Annotated in this window: 13 protein-coding genes; 9 read left to right on the top strand and 4 right to left on the bottom strand. The window is 70.9% G+C overall.

Annotated elements, in window-relative coordinates:
- Positions 1-9 precede the first annotated feature (9 nt).
- The 8 genes from ACWD6P_RS14345 (at position 10) to rfbB (ending at position 10,106) form a co-directional block, all read left to right on the top strand.
- The gene (locus ACWD6P_RS14345; RefSeq protein ID WP_451444383.1) at positions 10-1,284 is read left to right on the top strand and encodes an activator-dependent family glycosyltransferase; all 1,275 of its coding nucleotides are present in this window, start codon (positions 10-12) and stop codon (positions 1,282-1,284) included.
- A 343-nt stretch (positions 1,285-1,627) separates the two neighbouring features.
- A complete protein-coding gene (locus ACWD6P_RS14340) occupies positions 1,628-3,952 on the top strand; it encodes a glycoside hydrolase family 3 C-terminal domain-containing protein (RefSeq protein WP_451444382.1) in 2,325 nt (774 codons plus the stop codon).
- Positions 3,949-4,956 (top strand): aldo/keto reductase, encoded by a 1,008-nt coding sequence (locus ACWD6P_RS14335; protein ID WP_451444381.1) that lies wholly within the window; start codon positions 3,949-3,951, stop codon positions 4,954-4,956. Before ACWD6P_RS14340 ends, ACWD6P_RS14335 begins: the two co-directional genes overlap by 4 nt.
- A 54-nt stretch (positions 4,957-5,010) precedes the next feature.
- Complete coding sequence (locus ACWD6P_RS14330; RefSeq protein ID WP_451444380.1) at positions 5,011-5,823, top strand: class I SAM-dependent methyltransferase; 813 nt, start codon at positions 5,011-5,013, stop codon at positions 5,821-5,823.
- A gap of 14 nt (positions 5,824-5,837) precedes the next feature.
- A complete protein-coding gene (locus ACWD6P_RS14325; RefSeq protein WP_451444379.1) occupies positions 5,838-7,073 on the top strand; it encodes a class I SAM-dependent methyltransferase in 1,236 nt (411 codons plus the stop codon).
- Positions 7,074-7,105: 32 nt separating this feature from the next.
- Positions 7,106-8,326 carry a cytochrome P450 family protein gene (locus ACWD6P_RS14320; protein ID WP_451444378.1) on the top strand — a complete coding sequence of 407 codons (1,221 nt, stop codon included), beginning with the start codon at positions 7,106-7,108 and terminating at the stop codon, positions 8,324-8,326.
- Complete coding sequence (locus ACWD6P_RS14315) at positions 8,323-9,105, top strand: thioesterase II family protein (protein WP_451444377.1); 783 nt, start codon at positions 8,323-8,325, stop codon at positions 9,103-9,105. Before ACWD6P_RS14320 ends, ACWD6P_RS14315 begins: the two co-directional genes overlap by 4 nt.
- Before the next feature lie 14 nt (positions 9,106-9,119).
- Positions 9,120-10,106, top strand: a complete 987-nt coding sequence (rfbB, locus tag ACWD6P_RS14310) for a dTDP-glucose 4,6-dehydratase (protein WP_451444376.1) — start codon at positions 9,120-9,122, stop codon at positions 10,104-10,106.
- Between the two features lie 71 nt (positions 10,107-10,177).
- On the opposite strand, the gene ACWD6P_RS14305 is transcribed toward rfbB, so the two are convergent.
- The 3 genes from ACWD6P_RS14305 to ACWD6P_RS14295 all read right to left on the bottom strand — a co-directional run bounded on the left by ACWD6P_RS14305 (position 10,178) and on the right by ACWD6P_RS14295 (position 13,885).
- Positions 10,178-11,809 carry an outer membrane protein assembly factor BamB family protein gene (locus ACWD6P_RS14305; protein ID WP_451444375.1) on the bottom strand — a complete coding sequence of 544 codons (1,632 nt, stop codon included), beginning with the start codon at positions 11,807-11,809 and terminating at the stop codon, positions 10,178-10,180.
- 157 nt (positions 11,810-11,966) lie between these two features.
- Positions 11,967-13,589: an HAD-IIIC family phosphatase gene (locus tag ACWD6P_RS14300; protein WP_451444374.1), complete on the bottom strand. Its 1,623-nt coding sequence runs from the start codon at positions 13,587-13,589 to the stop codon at positions 11,967-11,969.
- Positions 13,586-13,885: an acyl carrier protein gene (locus ACWD6P_RS14295; RefSeq protein WP_451444373.1), complete on the bottom strand. Its 300-nt coding sequence runs from the start codon at positions 13,883-13,885 to the stop codon at positions 13,586-13,588. Before ACWD6P_RS14295 ends, ACWD6P_RS14300 begins: the two co-directional genes overlap by 4 nt.
- Positions 13,886-14,247: 362 nt before the next feature.
- Here ACWD6P_RS14295 and ACWD6P_RS14290 point away from each other — a divergent pair, with 362 nt between their 5' ends.
- Entirely contained in the window at positions 14,248-15,519 is a 1,272-nt protein-coding gene (locus ACWD6P_RS14290; protein ID WP_451444372.1) for an MFS transporter, read from the top strand.
- A 74-nt stretch (positions 15,520-15,593) separates the two neighbouring features.
- On the opposite strand, the gene ACWD6P_RS14285 is transcribed toward ACWD6P_RS14290, so the two are convergent.
- Positions 15,594-17,090 carry an SDR family NAD(P)-dependent oxidoreductase gene (locus ACWD6P_RS14285; RefSeq protein WP_451444371.1) on the bottom strand — a complete coding sequence of 499 codons (1,497 nt, stop codon included), beginning with the start codon at positions 17,088-17,090 and terminating at the stop codon, positions 15,594-15,596.
- Positions 17,091-17,170 lie beyond the last annotated feature (80 nt).

Raw genomic sequence — 17,170 nt, 5'->3', positions numbered from 1 at the left:
GGACTGCCGATGCGTATCGTCTTCTCCTCCATGACGAGCAAGACCCACTTCTACCCGCTCGTCCCGCTCGCCTGGGCCTGTCGCGCGGCGGGGCACGAGGTCCGGGTCGTCGGGTCGCCGGGGCTGACCGAGATCACCACCGCCGCCGGTCTGACGGCGGTGCCCGTGGGCGAGGACGTCGACCTCGTCGGGCACATGAGCGCGGTCGGCGAAGACATGATCAAGTACGTGCGGTCACTGGACTTCACCGACGCCGCTCTGCAGACCGCGACCTGGGATCACCTCCTGGGCATGCAGACCGCCCTCACGCCCAACCTCTTCGCGCTGATGACCCCCGACTCGCTGATCGACGGGATGGTCGACTTCTGCCGCTCATGGCAGCCGGACCTGCTGATCTGGGAACCGCTGACCTTCGCCGCCCCGATCGCGGCCAAGGTGACCGGAGCGGCCCACGCCCGGCTGCTGTGGGGCCCGGACATCACCACCAAGTCCCGCCGCGCCTTCCTGGACCTGCGTGACCGGCAGGAGCCGGAGCACCGGGAGGACCCCTTCGCGGAGTGGATCGAATGGACCCTGAGCCGGCACGGGGTGGCGCCGGAGCCCGGCTTCGACGAGGAGATGGCCGTCGGCCAGTGGACCATCGACCCCGTACCGGCCGGCATGCGCCTCGACCTGGGCCTGCCGACCGTGGGGATGCGCTACGTCGACTACAACGGCCCCTCCGTCGTGCCGGAATGGCTGCACGAGCCGCCCGCCAAGCCCCGGGTGTGCCTCACGCTGGGCGTCTCGGGACGTGACAGCGGGGTGGAGGTCATCACCACCGAGGAGATCCTGGAAGCCGTCGCCGACATCGACGCCGAGTTCATCGCCACGCTCGACGCCCATCAGCTGGAATCGGTCTCGCACGTCCCCGACAACGTCCGCACGGTCGACTTCGTCCCGATGCACGCCCTGCTGCCCACCTGTGACGCGATCGCCCACCACGGCGGGCCGGGCACCTGGCACACCGCGGCGATCCACGGCGTGCCGCAGGTCCTGCTGCCCCACGGATGGGACACGGACGAGCGGGCCCGCCTGTCGGAGGAGGTCGGCATGGCCGTGTCCCTGCCGGCCGGGAAACTGACGGCCAGTCGGTTCCGGGAAAGCGTTCTGCGCGTCCTTCAGGACCCATCGCTCCGCGAGGGCGCGGCGAGAATAAGGGACGAGATCCTCTCCGAGCCGACGCCGACGGAAGTCGTCGCTGTGCTGGAGAAGATGACCGCGGCGCGCCGTCGAAAAGGCTGAGAGAAACTTCGGGGATAACGCGTACCGGCCGACGGTCAAAGCATCCTTGTAAATCCCTAGTGCCGAGGTCGAGTTGGGGTCGAACAGGCTTGTGAGAGGTCTGACGATCTTGTTAGGGTCGCCGCGGATATAGAGCCCGCGCCGCTTCGGAAAGCACGGACGTATTCATGGCGTCTTTGCGCCGGAATTCTTGGCTACGGAGACACCACACGCCGGGAAGAGGAAAATGAAACGACGAATATGGGTGCCCTCCGTATGTCTGACGGTTCTTGCGCTCCTTAACCTGGACGTGGCCCCCGCATCTCCCAGTCGTACGGAAAGCGCCGACCGTCTTGTCGCGCAGATGACGCTGGACGAAAAGCTCTCGTTCGTCCACTGGGACTACGACACGAAGGACGCGACGGCCAAGGTCTACCTGCCGGGCGTACCCCGCCTCGGCATTCCGAAGCTGCGCGCCACCGACGGACCCGCGGGCGTGACGATCCACCGGCCGGCGATAGCGATGCCCGCTCCCGTCAGCCTCGCCGCCTCCTTCGACGACTCACTCGCCACGAAGTACGGCCAGGTGCTGGGCCGCGAGGGCCGCGCGTTCGGCCAGGACGTGCTCTTCGCCCCGATGGTGAACAACATCCGGGTGCCGCAGGGCGGGCGGAACTTCGAGACGTTCAGCGAGGACCCGCTCCTGACCGGGCGCACGGCGGCCGCCGAGATCAAGGGCATCCAGAGCCAGGGCCTGATGGCGACGGTCAAGCACTACGCCGCCAACACCCAGGAGAACAACCGCATGGGTGTCGACGTCAAGGTGGACGAGCGCACCCTCCAGGAGATCGAGCTCCCCGGCTTCGACGCCGCCGTCAAGGCCGGCGCCGCCTCGGTGATGTGCGCCTACCCCAAGGTCAACGGCGAAGCGGCCTGCGGCAACGGGACGCTGCTGAACGGCATCCTCAGGGAGCAGCTGAAGTTCCAGGGCTGGGTCACCTCCGACTGGCTGGCCACGCACAGCACGGACGCCATCACCAAGGGCCTCGACCAGGAACTGGGCATCGACACGACCGTCGCCATCCCGCCCGGCGGCGAGGTACCCGGCGGCAAGTACTTCGGCGACACCCTCAAGAAGGCCGTCACGGACGGCACCGTCCCCAAGGCCGTCCTCGACCGGGCGGTGAGCCGGATCGTCGGACAGATGGAGCGCTTCGGCCTCCTGGACAAGAACAAGCCGCCGCGGCCCGAACGCGATGTCGCGGGCGGCACGAAGGTGGCCAAGAAGGTGGCCGAGTCCGGTGCGGTGCTGCTGCGCAACCAGGACCGGATGCTGCCGCTCGACGCGGCCGCCACGGACAACCTCGCGGTGATCGGCCCGACGGCCAAGACCCCCAAGGCGACGGGCCTCGGCAGCTCCTACGTCATCCCCGACGCGGCCACCGCCCCGCTGGACGCCCTCACCAAGAAGCTCGGCGACGGCGCACACGTCTCCTACGCCGAGGGCGAGGACCTCGCAGGCGAGCCGATCCCGGCCTCCGCCCTGAAGCCGGCCTTCACCGCCGGCACCGTCCTGCAGCCCGGCAAGAGCGGCGTCATCTATGACGGCAAGCTGACGGTGGACAAGGCCGGCCTCTACCGCATCGCGGCCCGCGTCACCGGCGGCAACGGCGCCATCCAGATCGACGGCGGCGAACCCATCAGCATCGGCGAGGTCTTCGGCAAGCTCACCAGCGTCCCGCTGAAGCTGACCGCCGGCACGCACACCGTCAAGATCAGCGGCGGAGCGGTCGTCGACCAGCCGATGACCCTCGACCTGCGCTGGGTGACCCCGGCCAAGGCCCAGGAAGCGATCGACAAGGCCGTCGCCACCGCGCGCAAGGCCTCGACCGCGGTGGTCTTCGCCTACGACGACGGCGCCGAGGGCAGCGACCGGACCTCCCTGTCCCTGCCCGGCCGCCAGGACGAGCTGATCAAGGCCGTCACGGCCGCCAACCCCCGCACGGTCGTCGTCCTGAACACCGGGTCGTCCGTCACCATGCCCTGGCTCGACAAGACCCGGGCGGTCCTCGACATGTGGTACCCCGGCCAGGCCGGGGCGGAGGCGACCGCCGACCTGCTGTTCGGCGACGCCGAACCGGGCGGCCGGCTCACCCAGACCTTCCCCGCCTCCGAGCAGGCCACCCCGGTCGCCGGCAAACCCGAGCGCTACCCCGGCGTCGACGGCGTCGTGCGGCAGTCCGAAGGCATCCACACCGGATACCGGTGGTACGACCGCGAGAAGGTCAAGCCGCTCTTCCCGTTCGGCTTCGGCCTCTCCTACACGTCCTTCGCGTACGAGGACCAGGCCGTCAAGCGCACGGCGGACGGCTTCGACGTCGACGTGACCGTGCGCAACACCGGCAACCGGCCGGGCAGCGACGTCGTCCAGGCCTACCTCGGCCCCAGCCCGAAGCTCAAGGTCGACCAGGCGCAGAAGGCCCTGGCCGGCTACCAGAAGGTGGAGCTGAAGCCCGGAGAGTCCCGCCGCGTACGCATCCACGTCGCCGAACGAGCCCTCCAGTACTGGGACACATCGGCCGGCGCCTGGAAGCTCGCCGGCGGCGAGCGCCGCGTCCTCATCGGTTCCTCCTCGGACCAGATCCGGCTCAGCGCGACCGTCCAGGCCGACCGGACCGGCAAGCCGTGACCGACCGCGAAGCCCCGGACCCGTACGTCCGCCTCGGACGCCTCGCCACCCGGGTGAGCCGGCTGTGGCTCGGCACCGTCAACTTCAGCGGCCGCGTCGCGGACGACGACGCCCTGCGCTTGATGGACGAGGCCCTCGACCGCGGCATCAACTGCGTGGACACCGCCGACATCTACGGATGGCGGGTGCACAAGGGACACACCGAGGAACTGGTCGGGCGCTGGCTCTCCCAGGGAGGCGGCCGCAGGGACCGGGTCGTCCTCGCGACCAAGGTCGGCGGGGAGATGAGCGAACGGGTCAACGACGGCGGCCTGTCCGCCCGCCACATCATCGCCGCCTGCGAACAGTCCCTGCGCCGCCTGGGCGTCGAGTGCATCGACCTCTACCAGATGCACCACATCGACCGCGCCGCGCCATGGGACGAGGTGTGGCAGGCCATGGACCGCCTGGTGGCGAGCGGCAAGGTCTGCTACGTCGGCTCCTCCAACTTCGCCGGCTGGCACATCGCCGAGGCCCAGGCGAGCGCCCACCGCCGCAACTCGCTCGGCCTCGCCTCCGAGCAGTGCCTGTACAACCTGGCGGTCCGCCACGCCGAACTGGAGGTCCTGCCGGCCGCACGCCACCACGGCCTGGCGACCCTCGCCTGGTCACCGCTGCACGGCGGCCTCCTCAGCGGCGTACTGGACAAGCTGCGCGCCGGCAGCGCCGTCAAGTCCGCCCAGGGGCGGGCCCAGGTGCTGCTGCCCTCGCTGCGCCCCGCCATCGAGGAGTACGAGGCGTTCTGCCGCCGCATCGGCCACCACCCCGCGGAGGTCGGCCTGTCCTGGGTGCTGTCCCGGCCCGGCATCACCGGCGCCGTCATCGGGCCGCGCACCGTCGGACATCTCGACTCGGCGCTGCGCGCCACCCGCCTCACCCTCGGCGACGACGAACTCGCCGAACTCGACCGCATCTTCCCGCCGGTCGGCCGGGGCGGCCCGGCACCCGAGGCCTGGGCCTCCTGACAACCCATCAGCCGGTGTCCACCACCGCGACCACTCAACGAAGGGACCGACCGCATGACTTCCGGAGCACAGGCCAACGAGGACAAGGTCGAGGACAAGGTCGTCGACTTCTACGACAACTTCACCGAGGTGTTCAGGGAGATCTGGGGCGACAACCTCCACGTCGGCTACTGGCACGACGACTCCGACCAGGCCCCCATCGAGAAGGCCACCGACCAGCTCACCGACCAGCTCATCGCACGGCTCGCGCCGCGGCCGGGCCAGCGCATCCTGGACGTGGGCTGCGGCGTCGGCGAGCCGGCCTTCCGGCTCGCCCGGTCGGCCGACGTCGAGGTCGTGGGCGTCTCCATCAGCTCGTACCAGGTCGGCCGCGCCAATGAGCGCTCGCGCGATCTCGGGCTGGCCGAACGGGTGAGCTTCCAGCACGCCGACGCGGCCGAACTCCCCTTCCCCGACGCGTCGTTCGACGGCGCCTGGGCCTTCGAGTCGCTGATCCACATGCCGGACAAGGAGAAGGTCCTGCGCGAGATCAAGCGCGTGCTGCGCCCGGGCGCGACCCTCGTCCTCGCCGACATGTTCAGCCAGCCCGACACGGAGCTGACCTTCCAGGACATCATCACCAGCCCGGAGATGGGCGACTACCGCGCCGTCATCGAGCAGGCGGGACTCGTCGTCCGCGAGTTCACCGACATCACGTCCAACACCCTGGCCCCCCAGCCGGTGCGGGAGAGCATCGCCGCCGATCTGCTGGCGCGCAAGGACGACGTCATTCCCATGACCGGCCCCGAGGAGTTCGAGCGGATGGTGGACGGCGTGCGGGTCCCCAAGGCCTACGGATACCTCCTCGCCACGGTCACCACCGACTGAGAAACGGGCAGAAGATGGTCATCACCCAGTGCCGCGTCTGCGGCAATCACGAACTGCTTCCGGTCCTCGACCTGGGCGAGCAGGCTTTGACCTGCGTCTTCCCCAAGAGCCTCGACGAGGAGGTGCCCGCGGTCCCGCTGGAGCTGGTCAAGTGCTCGCCCGCCGGCTGCGGCCTCCTGCAGCTGCGGCACACCCCGGACCTCGACCTGATGTACGGCGACGGCTACGGATACCGGCCGGGCATCCGGCCCTTCATGGTCAACCACCTGCGGGGCAAGGCCGTCGCCGCGGCCGAACTGACCGGCCTGGAGCCGGGCGACATCGTCGTCGACATCGGCAGCAACGACGGCACGCTGCTGCACCAGTACCCCGTCGAGGGGCTGCGCCTGGTCGGCATCGACCCCTCCGGCGAGAAGTTCCGCGAGCACTACCCGCCCGCCGAACTGATCCCCGAGTTCTTCACCCGCGAGGTCTTCACCGAGCGGTACGGCAAGCAGCGCGCGAAGGTCGTGACGACCACCGGCATGTTCTACGACATCCCGGACCCGCTGCAGTTCATGCAGGACATCCACGCGATCCTCGACGAGGACGGCATCTGGGTGACCGAGCAGAGCTACATGCCCGCCATGCTCGAAGCCAACGCGTACGACGTGGTGTGCCATGAGCACCTGGAGTACTACGGGTTCCAGCAGATCGAGTGGATGGCCGAGAAGGTGGGCTTCACCGTCCTGCGGGCCGAGGTCACCGACGTCTACGGCGGCAGCCTCTATGTGACCCTCGCCAAGAACCCGGGCCGCCACCCGCGGGACGAGGGCTCCCTGGTCGCGCTGCGCGAGCGCGAGGCCGCCGCGGGCCTCGACACCATGGCCCCCTACGAGGCGTTCGCCCGCAGGGTGCGCCAGCAGCGCGACGACCTGCGGGGATTCCTCGCCGACTCCCGCGCGGCCGGCCTTCTCACCCTGGGGTACGGCGCGTCGACCAAGGGCAATGTGACCCTGCAGTACTGCGGCATCGGTCCCGAGGACCTGCCCTGCATCGGCGAGGTCAGCGAGGAGAAAGCCGGCCGCTTCACCCCCGGCTCCCGGATACCGATCGTGTCCGAGGAGGAGGCCAAGGCCCGCCGCCCCGACCAGCTGCTCGTCCTGCCCTGGATCCACCGCGACGGCTTCGTCGAGCGGGAGCGGGCGTACCTGGAAGGCGGCGGCAAGCTCGTCTTCCCGATGCCGACGCTCACCACGGTGACCGCCTGACCCGGCACACCTCCGACGGAAAGGACACCGCAGTGCCGACCGACACCCAAGCCGCACTCCCCAGCCTGGACAGCGACCTCTTCCACATCGACCAGTACGCGGCCTACGCCGCGCTGCGCGAGCAGGGGCCGGTGAGCAAGGTGAGCTTCATCGGCCGGGAAGCGTATCTGATCACCCGTCACGCCGAGGCCCGGGCCGCCCTCGGCGACCTGCGGCTCAGCAACGACTTCAAGAAGCAGCCCCCCGAGGTGGAGCTGCCGACCTTCCACGGCATCCCCGAGGACGTCCGGCCCTACTTCGCCAACAACATGGGCAGCAACGACCCGCCGGCCCACACCCGGCTTCGCCGGCTCGTCGCCCGGGAGTTCACCGCCCGCCGGGTGGAGTCCATGCGCGCCCGGATCGAGGAACTGGCCGAGGGGCTGCTCGACGGCCTCACCGGCGAGGCCGAGGCCGACCTGGTCGAGCGCTTCGCCTACCCGCTGCCGATCACCGTCATCAGCGAGCTGTTCGGCGTCGAGGAGCGCTACCAGGGCGACTTCGGCCGGTGGAGCAACGAGTTCCTGGTGATCGACGCCGACCGGGTGGCACAGCGCGAGGAGGCGGCCCGGGCACTGGTCGGCTTCATCCTCGAACTGATCGAACGCCGGCGTGCCGACCCCGGCCCCGACCTGCTGTCGGCGCTGATCAACGTCCACGAGGAGGACGAGGACCGGCTCAGCACCCAGGAACTCGCCTCGGTGGTGCTGATCCTGCTCATCGCGGGCTTCGAGACCTCGGTGAGCCTCATCGCCATGGGCACCTACCTGCTCCTCACCCACCCCGAGGAGCTGGCCAAGGTACGCCAGGACCCGTCGCTCCTCCCGAACGCCGTGGAGGAGGTCCTGCGCTTCCTCGGCCCCGCCGAGATCACCACCCGGGGGTCGCTCGAACCCGTCCAGATCGGCGACGTCCTCATCCCGGCGCACAGCACCGTGCTCATCGCGGGCGCCGCGGCCAACCGCGACCCCCGCCGGTTCCCCGACCCCGAGCGGTTCGACGTGACGCGTGACGCGAGCGGGCACCTGTCCTTCGGCCACGGCATCCACTTCTGCGTGGGCGGCCCGCTGGCACGCCTGGAGGGCGAGATCGCGCTGCGCGCCCTCCTGCGGCGCTTCCCCGACCTCGCCCTGGCGGTCCCGGCGGAGCAGGTGCGCTGGCGCAGGTCCTTCCTGCGGGGCATCGAGAGCCTGCCCGTGAGGCTGGGCCGGTGACCGCCCGAGCCCCGCTGTCCGAGACCTGGCTGCGGCGGTTCGGCCCGCCGGCCGACGGGGTGATGCGGCTCGTCTGCTTCCCGCACGCCGGGGGCGGCGCGAGCAGCTACCACTCCCTCGCCCGTGCCCTGGGCCCCGCGGCGGAGGTCGTGGCGGTGCAGTACCCGGGACGGCAGGACCGGCGGCACGAGCCGCCGCTGCCGCGGCTGGGCGAGCTGGCCGACCGGATCGCCGAGGCGCTGCACACCCTCGACGACGCACCGTACGCCCTCTTCGGCCACAGCCTGGGGGCGCTCGTCGCCTACGAGACGGCCCGGCGCCTCGACCGGTCGGGCAGCACACCGCACCGGCTGTTCGTCTCGGCCCGCTGCGCGCCCACGGCCGGGGCGGGGCCGACCGACGAACTGGCGGACGATGCCGCGCTGCTGGCCGAGGTCCGCAGACTCGGCGGCGGCGACGCGCTCGACGACCCCGAAGTACAGGCCATGGCGCTGCCCGCGCTGCGCGCCGACTACCGGGCCCTGAGGTCCTACACCTGGCAGGACGGGCCCGGCCTGCGCTGCCCGATCACGGCGCTGACCGGCACCCAGGACCCCCTGTGCGCCCCCGAGCAGGCGACCGACTGGCTGCGCCTGTCGGTCGTCCCCGGGCGCTCGCGGGTCTTCACGGGGGGCCACTTCTATCTGCACGACCGCGTCACCGAGGTGGCCCGGGCCGTCCTGACGGACCTCGGACTCCGTACGCCGGAAGCCGCCCCGGCACGCGCGACCGCCGCTTGAGAAAGGGAAGTCCCGTGCGTTTGCTCGTCACCGGCGCCGCCGGATTCATCGGGTCCACCTATGTGCGCAACATGCTCGCCGGAGCCTACGGCGACGCCGGCGACGTGCGGATCACGGCCCTGGACAAACTCACCTACGCGGGCAACACCGCCAACCTCGCCGACGTCCGCGACCACCCGGGCCTGACCTTCGTACGGGGCGACATCTGCGACGCCGCGCTGCTCGCCGACCTCCTCCCGGGACACGACGCGGTGGTCAACTTCGCCGCCGAGAGCCATGTGGACCGGTCGATCGCCGGCGCGGACGACTTCGTACGCACCAACGTCCTGGGCACGCAGACCCTGCTGTCGGCGGCGCGAGCCGCACGGGTGCCCCGGTTCGTCCACATCTCCACCGACGAGGTGTACGGGTCGATCGAGGCGGGCTCCTGGACCGAGGACTGCGCCCTGCTGGCGAACTCGCCCTATGCCGCGTCGAAGGCCGGGGCCGACATCCTGGCGCGCTCCTACGCCCGCACCTACGGGATGGACGTGAGCGTGACCCGTTGCAGCAACAACTACGGCCCCTACCAGTACCCCGAAAAGCTCATCCCCCTCTTCGTGACCAACCTGCTGGAGGGCGGGCAGCTGCCGCTGTACGGAGACGGTCTGTGCGTACGCGACTGGCTGCACGTCGACGACCACTGCCGGGGCGTCCAGCTGGTGCTGGAGAAGGGCCGGCCCGGCGAGGCCTACAACATCGGCGGCGGCGAGGAGCTGACCAACGTCGAACTCACCCGCCTGCTGCTGGAGGAGTGCGGAGCCGGTCCCGAGCGGATCACCTACGTACCCGACCGGCCCGGCCACGACCGCCGCTACTCCGTCGACGACGGCAAGATCCGGGAGCTCGGGTACGCCCCGCGCGTCCCCTTCCGCGACGGCCTGGCCCGTACGGTCGACTGGTACCGCGACAACCCGCAGTGGTGGCAGCCGCTGCGCCGCGCGCTGGCGGTCGCGGCCTGAGGCGCCGCACCAAGCCGTGAAACGGCCCGGGCAGATTCTGCCCGGGCCGTTTCGCATGGACGGACGGTGTGTCAGCGGCCGTCGGGGGTGAAGCGGTAGAGCTTGTTGTTGTGGCCGCTCAGGCCCTCGCCCACATTGGAGATGTAGTAGCCGGAGCCCCAGTACACGCTGCCGTCGACCACGGCCGCGCCGCCGAAGACGGAGCCGCCGCTGGCGAAGTCCCACAGGATCTTCCCGGTCTTGCCGTCCAGCGCGTACATGTTGGTGCCCTTGGGCGCCGACGAGCCGGCGTACATGACGCCGTTGGCGCTGGTCACGAAGGAGTCGTCAAGCCACTGGCCCTCCTTGCCCTGCGGGTCGGCGGTCTGCCACTCGATCTTGCCGGTGGCGGCGTTGACCGCGGCGAAGAAGCCGCTCTTGACCGTGGACTTCGTACCGTCGGCGGCGGTGATGGTCCAGGGCAGGTGAGCACCGTTGCCGATGCCGACGTAGATGCGCTTGCCGTCGGTGGCGGAGCCCCACTGGATGCCGCCCAGCGGACCGCCGGGGCCGACCTGCGTCTGCCACACGACCTTGCCGGTGGCCGGTTCGAGGGCGTAGTAGACGCCGCTCTTCTGGCCGATGCCGAGGAGGTCCTTCGGCTTGCCGTCGATCTTGGTGGTGTAGAGGTTCGGAGCGGAGCCGAAGTCGAAGTCCGGGGCCTGGTTCTGCATGTACATCATCCAGGTGTCGGCCGTCAGCGTGTGATGGGCCCACTTGATCTTGCCGGTCTTCAGGTCCAGCGCGAGCACGCTGTCGAAGTGGTCGTCCTTGTCCGGCGGGGTGCAGTTGGTCTGCTTCGGGTTCAGGCACACCCCGTCCGGCGAGGTGTAGTTGTTGCCCGTGCCCACGAACACCAGGCCGGTCTTGTGGTCGACCACGGGCTGGCTGCCCCACACGGCGGCGCCGGTGTAGCCCTTCGGGACGGTGTGGGTCTTCCACAGGATCTTGCCGGTGCGGGCGTCCATCGCCAGGACCGCGCCGCGGAAGCTCGGCTTGTCGTGCAGGGTCGACGCCTTGGAGGACGTCCCCACGTAGATGATCCCGTTGTCCACGGTGGGGGAGGAGGTGATGACCGTCGTCGGGTCGTCGTCGACCTTGGTCATCCACTGCTTCTTGCCGGTCTTGGCGTCGACGGAGATGACGTACGCGCTCTTCAGCGCGGTCGTCGTCAGCGTGCCGGTGCCGACGTAGAGGTTGCCCTTCCAGTACGCGGGGCTGGTCCGGGACATGTGCCCCTCGACCCCGTCGTAGCTGGAGATGGAGTTCGACCAGATCTCCTTGCCGCTGTCGGCGTCGATGGCCCACAGCTTGCCGCCCCAGTCGGGCACGTACACGGTGCCGTTGACGACGGTGGGGGTGGCGGAGACATCGCCGTCGGTGGTGAAGGTCCACTTCGGCGCCAGCTTGCCCACGTTCTTCGGGCCGATGGTGCGCTCGGTGGCGGCATGACGGGTGTTGTGGTTGTTCTGGCCCGCGCTGGTCCACTGGGACTGCACGGGGACGCTGTGGGCCGCGGCGGGCTTGGAGCCGCTCGCGGCGGGGGCGCCGGTCGCGGTGAACGCGACGGTGCCCAGTATGAGGGCGGTGCAGCCGGTCGCCGCGACGGACACGCGCCGCCACAGCTTTCGGCTCTGTGCGGACCCTCTGGTCCTGGTGGTCATGGGGTGATTCCCTCGTTCCTCTGTACCGGCGCGGGCGGTGCGGGCGGCGGCCGGGAGTCGTCTTGCGACTCCCGGCCCTTCGCCCGCGTCGCCCGCGCCTGGGCGGGTGGCCGGCCGGATCGCCTGCCACGTGTGGTGTGGTCTGCGCGGGCCGCGGCTACGGCGCGGTCGCCACGGGTGCGTCGATCCAGTCGGCGACCCGCACCTCGACGGTGCCGGCGGCGTCCTCGGCGCCGATGGGCGTGCCGGAGAGCTGCTGGAGGAACTGACGCGCGGGCGCGTTGCGCCGGGTGGGCCGGTAGGGCAGCCGCAGGGTGCGGCAGCCGGCCGCATCGGCCTTGGCGCTCAGCATCCGCAGCATCCGTGTCTCCACACGGCGGTTGAGGACCCGGCAGCTGAGCAGGAAGACCGGAACGTCCAGCACATCGCCGTCGGCCTGCGCCAGCACCAGCCCGACGGTGCCGTAGTCGCCGAAGGTGTCGCGGACCCGCACCGTCCAGCCCCGGCCGCCGTCGTCGAGCAACCGCCGCAGCTCCGGCACCGTGAAGGCGGTGCCCGCCAGGGTGAACTGCGTGGTACGGGTCGTCAGCTGGGCCGCGCGGTCCAGCGCGGCGTCCGACAGCTCCTCCATCGTGACCTCGATGGCACAGCGGGCCAGGAACTCCTCGTAGTCCGCGACGGACTGCTCCAGGGCCCGGCGCTCCGGCTCGGCCCCGTACCAGTCGGCCCGCAGCCGGTCCTCGTCGGTCACCGTGAGCTGGTCGAAGGCCGTCTCACGGGCCAGCTGCCGTGGTGCCGCGTCCGCGTCCCGGGTCAGCTCCACCACGGCGACCTCGGGCAGCTGCGCGCGTACCGACGCGCACTCCACGGCGTCGTCGTCCACGAAGACGAACGAGTTCAGCGCGAGCCCCAGCTCCTGCGAGAGCTCGGCCAGGTACTGGGCCTTGGGCTGCCAGCCGATGCGGTGGGCGGTGACGTCCCGCATCGTGAGGACCATGTCGGGGTTCTCGGCGAACACGGCCTGGACGTCCGCCTCTTCGTTGCGGCTGCACAGGCACAGCAGCCGGCCCCGCGCACGCTGGTCCAGCATGAACTCCTGGACCTTGCGGCGCCCCGGGCCGATCTCCACCCCGAGCGGCCCGTCCTCGCCGCACACCCCGGCCCACAGGGTGTTGTCGCAGTCGAGCACCACGACCTTGCGGGGCCTGGTCCACGTCGTGGCGGCCAACCGCACCAGCCAGTCGGCCAGCGCGTCGAAGTACCCGTCGGTGTAGGGGAGATGTGCGAGGCGGTCGGCGTACTCGTCGTGCGTCTCCGGCACGTCGTACCGGTCCGTGAGGTCGTCGAGGGGGACCAGGTGCATGCCGGGCAGCGGGTCGACGGCCTCGGTGATCCGCCGGGTGGCGGCCTCGACCCACCGCGCCGCGACGGGGTCGGCGAGGGCGCCCGGCGACGGCGGCGTCAGGGCCACCAGCCAGGTCGCCGCGCTGCGGGTGGGGGCGGCGGACAGCACCGAGAGCAGCTCGTCCAGCAGCCGGTCACCGGCCGAGGGCTCCGGGGCGCCCCGGTACAGGTCCTCGGCCCGCAGCAGCACGACGTTCACCCCGGCGTGGGCCAGCAGCACGCTGCCGGGGTCCAGCAGCGGTTCCACCAGCTGGCCGTACGGTGCCGCCTGGACCTCGCGTCCGCTCTCCCGCAGCCGCCGGGCCACGGCGTCCCTGAGCCCGTCCGAGGTGAAGGTCGCGGCGAGGGCGATGCCCTGATTGCTCGTGTCGCTCATGCGGCCCGGCCGTCCAGGTGGGCGCGCACGGCCGCGGCGAGTCCGGCGGCGGTCGTGTCGTTGCCGAGCGCGTGCACGGGCAGCTCCACGCCCAGGTCACGCCACAGCCGCGACAGCACCCGCACGGCCCGCATGGAGTCCCCGCCCAGCGCGGCGAAGGGAACGTCGGGGGCGACCACGTCCTGGCCCAGTACCCCGCACAACGCCTCAAGGACCGCGCTTTCCACTTGCTCAGCGGAGGCCACGACCCGCTCGGGGGCCTCGCCGGGTATGGCCTTCAGTTCGTTCGCTTCCATCTCGAGAGCACCCTCGTTTCGGCCGTGACCGGCCAACGCTTATGGCAGAAAAGGTGAAACAGACCCAACGGTCGAATCCTGGCGGCCGGATATAGGCCCTGGGGGCCGCTCTTGGGCACCGCACGACGGATTCGGGATCGTACCTGTTCAGGTTCTTCGGTGTAGCGTGCACCATGTCAGTGAGTTTCGGTCAAGTGCCGGAACTAGAGCGACGGCTGAGCGGTCCTTCGGCAGCCCAATCCGCCAAACACCCCGCGAATCCAGGTGCGTTACGATGCCGCCCGCGGTCGCTGCCCCGTCCACCGCTTTGCCGGGCCCGGCGGTCCACTGGCACCACCCGAACTGAACAAGGAGAAACAACCGTGCGTAAAAGCGGGTTGGCCAGTCTCATCCCTCTTTACTTCATCATCCTGATCGACAACCTGAGCGTCAGCCTCATCATTCCTGTGCTGATTCCCATCTCTTACGACTCCGATATCGGCCTCATAGGCAGCGGCGGAACCGGTACCCGTGACCTGTTCTACGGAGTCGCCATCGGCAGCTATTCGCTGGCGATGTTCCTGGGCGCCCCGCTGCTCGGCTCGCTGTCCGACCACTTCCGCCGCAAGAAGACCCTGATGCTGTGCCTGCTGGGGCTGGCCGCGGGCTATGCGCTGACCATCGCGGCGCTGCTGCGCCGGGACGTGGCGCTGTTCGTCGCCGGGCGGGTGATCGGCGGCCTGTTCTCCGGCAGCCTGCCGGTCGCCCAGGCGGCGATCCTGGACGTCACGCCGAAGGAACGCCGCGTGAACTCCATCGGACTGATCATGTTCTGCGTGTCGACCGGGTACGTGGTGGGCCCGCTCATCGGCGGTTACCTCAGCGACTCCACCCTGGTCTCCTGGTTCGACCTCAAGACCCCGTTCGTCTTCGTGGCCGGCATCACGCTGCTGAACCTGCTGGTCCTGCTCGTCTCCTACCGTGAGGAGCCGGCTCCCAGGCCGGCCGGGCGCATGGCCTTCCCCAACCCGGTCAAGCACCTGATGGAGTCCCTCGCCTTCCCCGGGGTCAGGCTGCTCTCCGCCGCCCTGCTGCTGATGTCCCTGGGTTGGACTGCCTTCTTCCAGTTCATCGGCCTGTACCTGACGGCGAACGAGGGCTTCGACCAGCGCGCGGTCACCAACCTCATCTCGGTGGTCGGCGTCGGCCTCGCGGCGGCCTTCCTCTCCCTGGTGCCGCTCTCGATGAAGTACCTCAAGCCGCGGACCGCGGTGGCCGGAGCGCTGGCGGTGATGACCCTGTGCATCGCCGGCACCGCGCTGACCGGCTCGCAGGCCGTGCTCTACGCCCTGTGCCTGGTGGGCGCGGCCACCTACGGCATCTCCTACAGCGGTCTGGTGGGCATGATGTCGGGCGCCGTGGACGACAGCCACCAGGGCTCCGTCATGGGCACGGCCGGTGCCATCGCGGCCATCTCCGCGGGTCTGTCCGGTGTCGTCTTCGGTCTCATCGACGGCTCCAGCGCGCTGCCCATCTTCTCCGCGGCGGTCTTCGTCCTCCTGTCCTTCCTGCTGTTCGCCGTGCAGAGGATGAGCGCCGGCACCGGCTCCGGCGAGGAGTCGCAGCAGACCGCGGACCACGCGCCCGCACTCTGAGCGCCGCTCCCGGGCGAAGCGCCCGGACAGGAGCAGCGCTGGGCCCGGTGACCGTCTTCGGCACCGGGCCCTTCTCACCGCCGGCCTGCCGGGAGCGGGCCGGCGGTCTCCTCACCGACCAGGTGGGGGACTCCGTCGGCGGGCACGGGCTCCAGCAGGCGGTGCACCAGCTGCGCCGCCACCGGTTCCACCGGCCCGGCCGTCTCCCGGGCGCTGGGCGAGTTCGTCTGCTCGGTCCACAGCATCCCGGGCCGCGCGAGGAGGAACCCCACGCCGGGGTGGTGCCGGGCGGCCCAGTGGACCAGGCCCTCGACGGCGGACTTGGCCGCCACGTAGTGCGGCCAGTCGCGCGGCGGTTCGCGCAGGGCGGCCGAGGAGAGCACCAGGCAGGTGCCCCGCCCCGGCTCCAGGGCCGGGAGCAGCCCTGCCAGCGGCGCGCTGACCAGCCGCAGCGAGGCGGTCAGGAACGCGTCCATCCGCTCCAGGTCGGTGGCGGCCAGGCCCAGCGTGCGCAGGGGCGGGGCGGCGCTGCACACCAGGAAGTCGAGCCGGCCGTGCTCGCGCTCGACACGGGAGCGCAGTTCGCTGCTCCAGCGCGGGTCCGCGGCGTCGCCGGGCACGGAGTGCAGGTGCCCCGGCAGCCGGTCGCCGTCGGCCAGCAGGCTCTGCGGCAGCGCGCCCCGGTGCCCGACGAAGACCTCGCACCCCTGCGACGCCAGCGCCAGGGACAGGGCCGCGCCGAGTCCGCGGCTGCCCCCGACGACGACGGCCGAGGCGCCCCGCAGCCGGTCGGACGGGCTCAGGTGCGCGCCCAGCGCGGCCGAGGTGGCCAGCGGAGCGGGCGTGCGGACCATCGCCTCGATCTCGGCCTCGGCGACGACCGCGCCGTCCGCCGTGATCTCCCCGACGATCGACACCAGTCCGAAGCGGTGGTCGGCGTGGACCACGCGGGCGGTGTACGACAGCCGCGCAGGGCCGCTCGCGGCGACCGGGTGGAAGCGCAGCGCCACCCGGCCGAGCAGGCAGTTCTCTCCCGGCAGGGACATCCCGGCCAGATAGCTCGACCACAGCAGGCAGGCCAGCGGCGTGCGCCCGAGCAGCCGGGAGGCGGCCGGGAACCGCTCGCGCAGCGCGTCGATCCCGTCCGGGCCGTACGCGCCGGACACCGCGGTGCCCCGCGGCAGGTCCGCGATCGTGTGCTGCGGCGCGGAGCGCGCCGGCGGTGCGGGCAGCGGGTCCAGGTCCGGCGGGGTGCCGGGGCGCACCCGTACGGTCAGGCAGGCGCGGTCCCCGTCGAGCAGCCGGTAGCCGGAGCCGGCCCGGGACCCGTCCAGCGGTTCGGAGCGGTAGCGCACCCCGGGGAAGACGGGGTTGCCGAAGTCGATCTCGACGGCCGTGGTGCCCGCCCCGTCCGGCGCCTGCTCCTCCAGCGTGGCCAGGGCCGCGAGGACGCCGTGGGCGACGGTCCGGCCGAAGGGCGTGCGGCGGGCGTAGTCGGGCGAGCAGTGCAGCGCGTTCCGGTCGCCGCTGACCCGCGCGAACAGCGCCACGTCGTCTTCCGAGAGCAGCACGTGTGTACCTCCGATGAGCGCGTCGAACGGACGCCGTAGGACGGGTGAAAAACACTCAGGCGGAATTTCCGCAAGGCCGG

This window comes from Streptomyces sp. NPDC002446 (genome assembly GCF_053595675.1).
This window is presented reverse-complemented; position numbering and strand designations above follow the sequence as displayed.

Bases quoted from the DNA above. Each gene is read 5' to 3' on its own strand.
- ACWD6P_RS14330 (WP_451444380.1), top strand. From the start codon at position 5,011: ATGACTTCCGGAGCACAGGCCAACGAGGACAAGGTCGAGGACAAGGTC.
- ACWD6P_RS14340 (WP_451444382.1), top strand. From the start codon at position 1,628: ATGACGCTGGACGAAAAGCTCTCGTTCGTCCACTGGGACTACGACACG.
- ACWD6P_RS14295 (WP_451444373.1), bottom strand. From the start codon at position 13,885: ATGGAAGCGAACGAACTGAAGGCCATACCCGGCGAGGCCCCCGAGCGG.
- ACWD6P_RS14305 (WP_451444375.1), bottom strand. From the start codon at position 11,809: ATGACCACCAGGACCAGAGGGTCCGCACAGAGCCGAAAGCTGTGGCGG.
- ACWD6P_RS14300 (WP_451444374.1), bottom strand. From the start codon at position 13,589: ATGAGCGACACGAGCAATCAGGGCATCGCCCTCGCCGCGACCTTCACC.
- ACWD6P_RS14345 (WP_451444383.1), top strand. From the start codon at position 10: ATGCGTATCGTCTTCTCCTCCATGACGAGCAAGACCCACTTCTACCCG.
- ACWD6P_RS14325 (WP_451444379.1), top strand. From the start codon at position 5,838: ATGGTCATCACCCAGTGCCGCGTCTGCGGCAATCACGAACTGCTTCCG.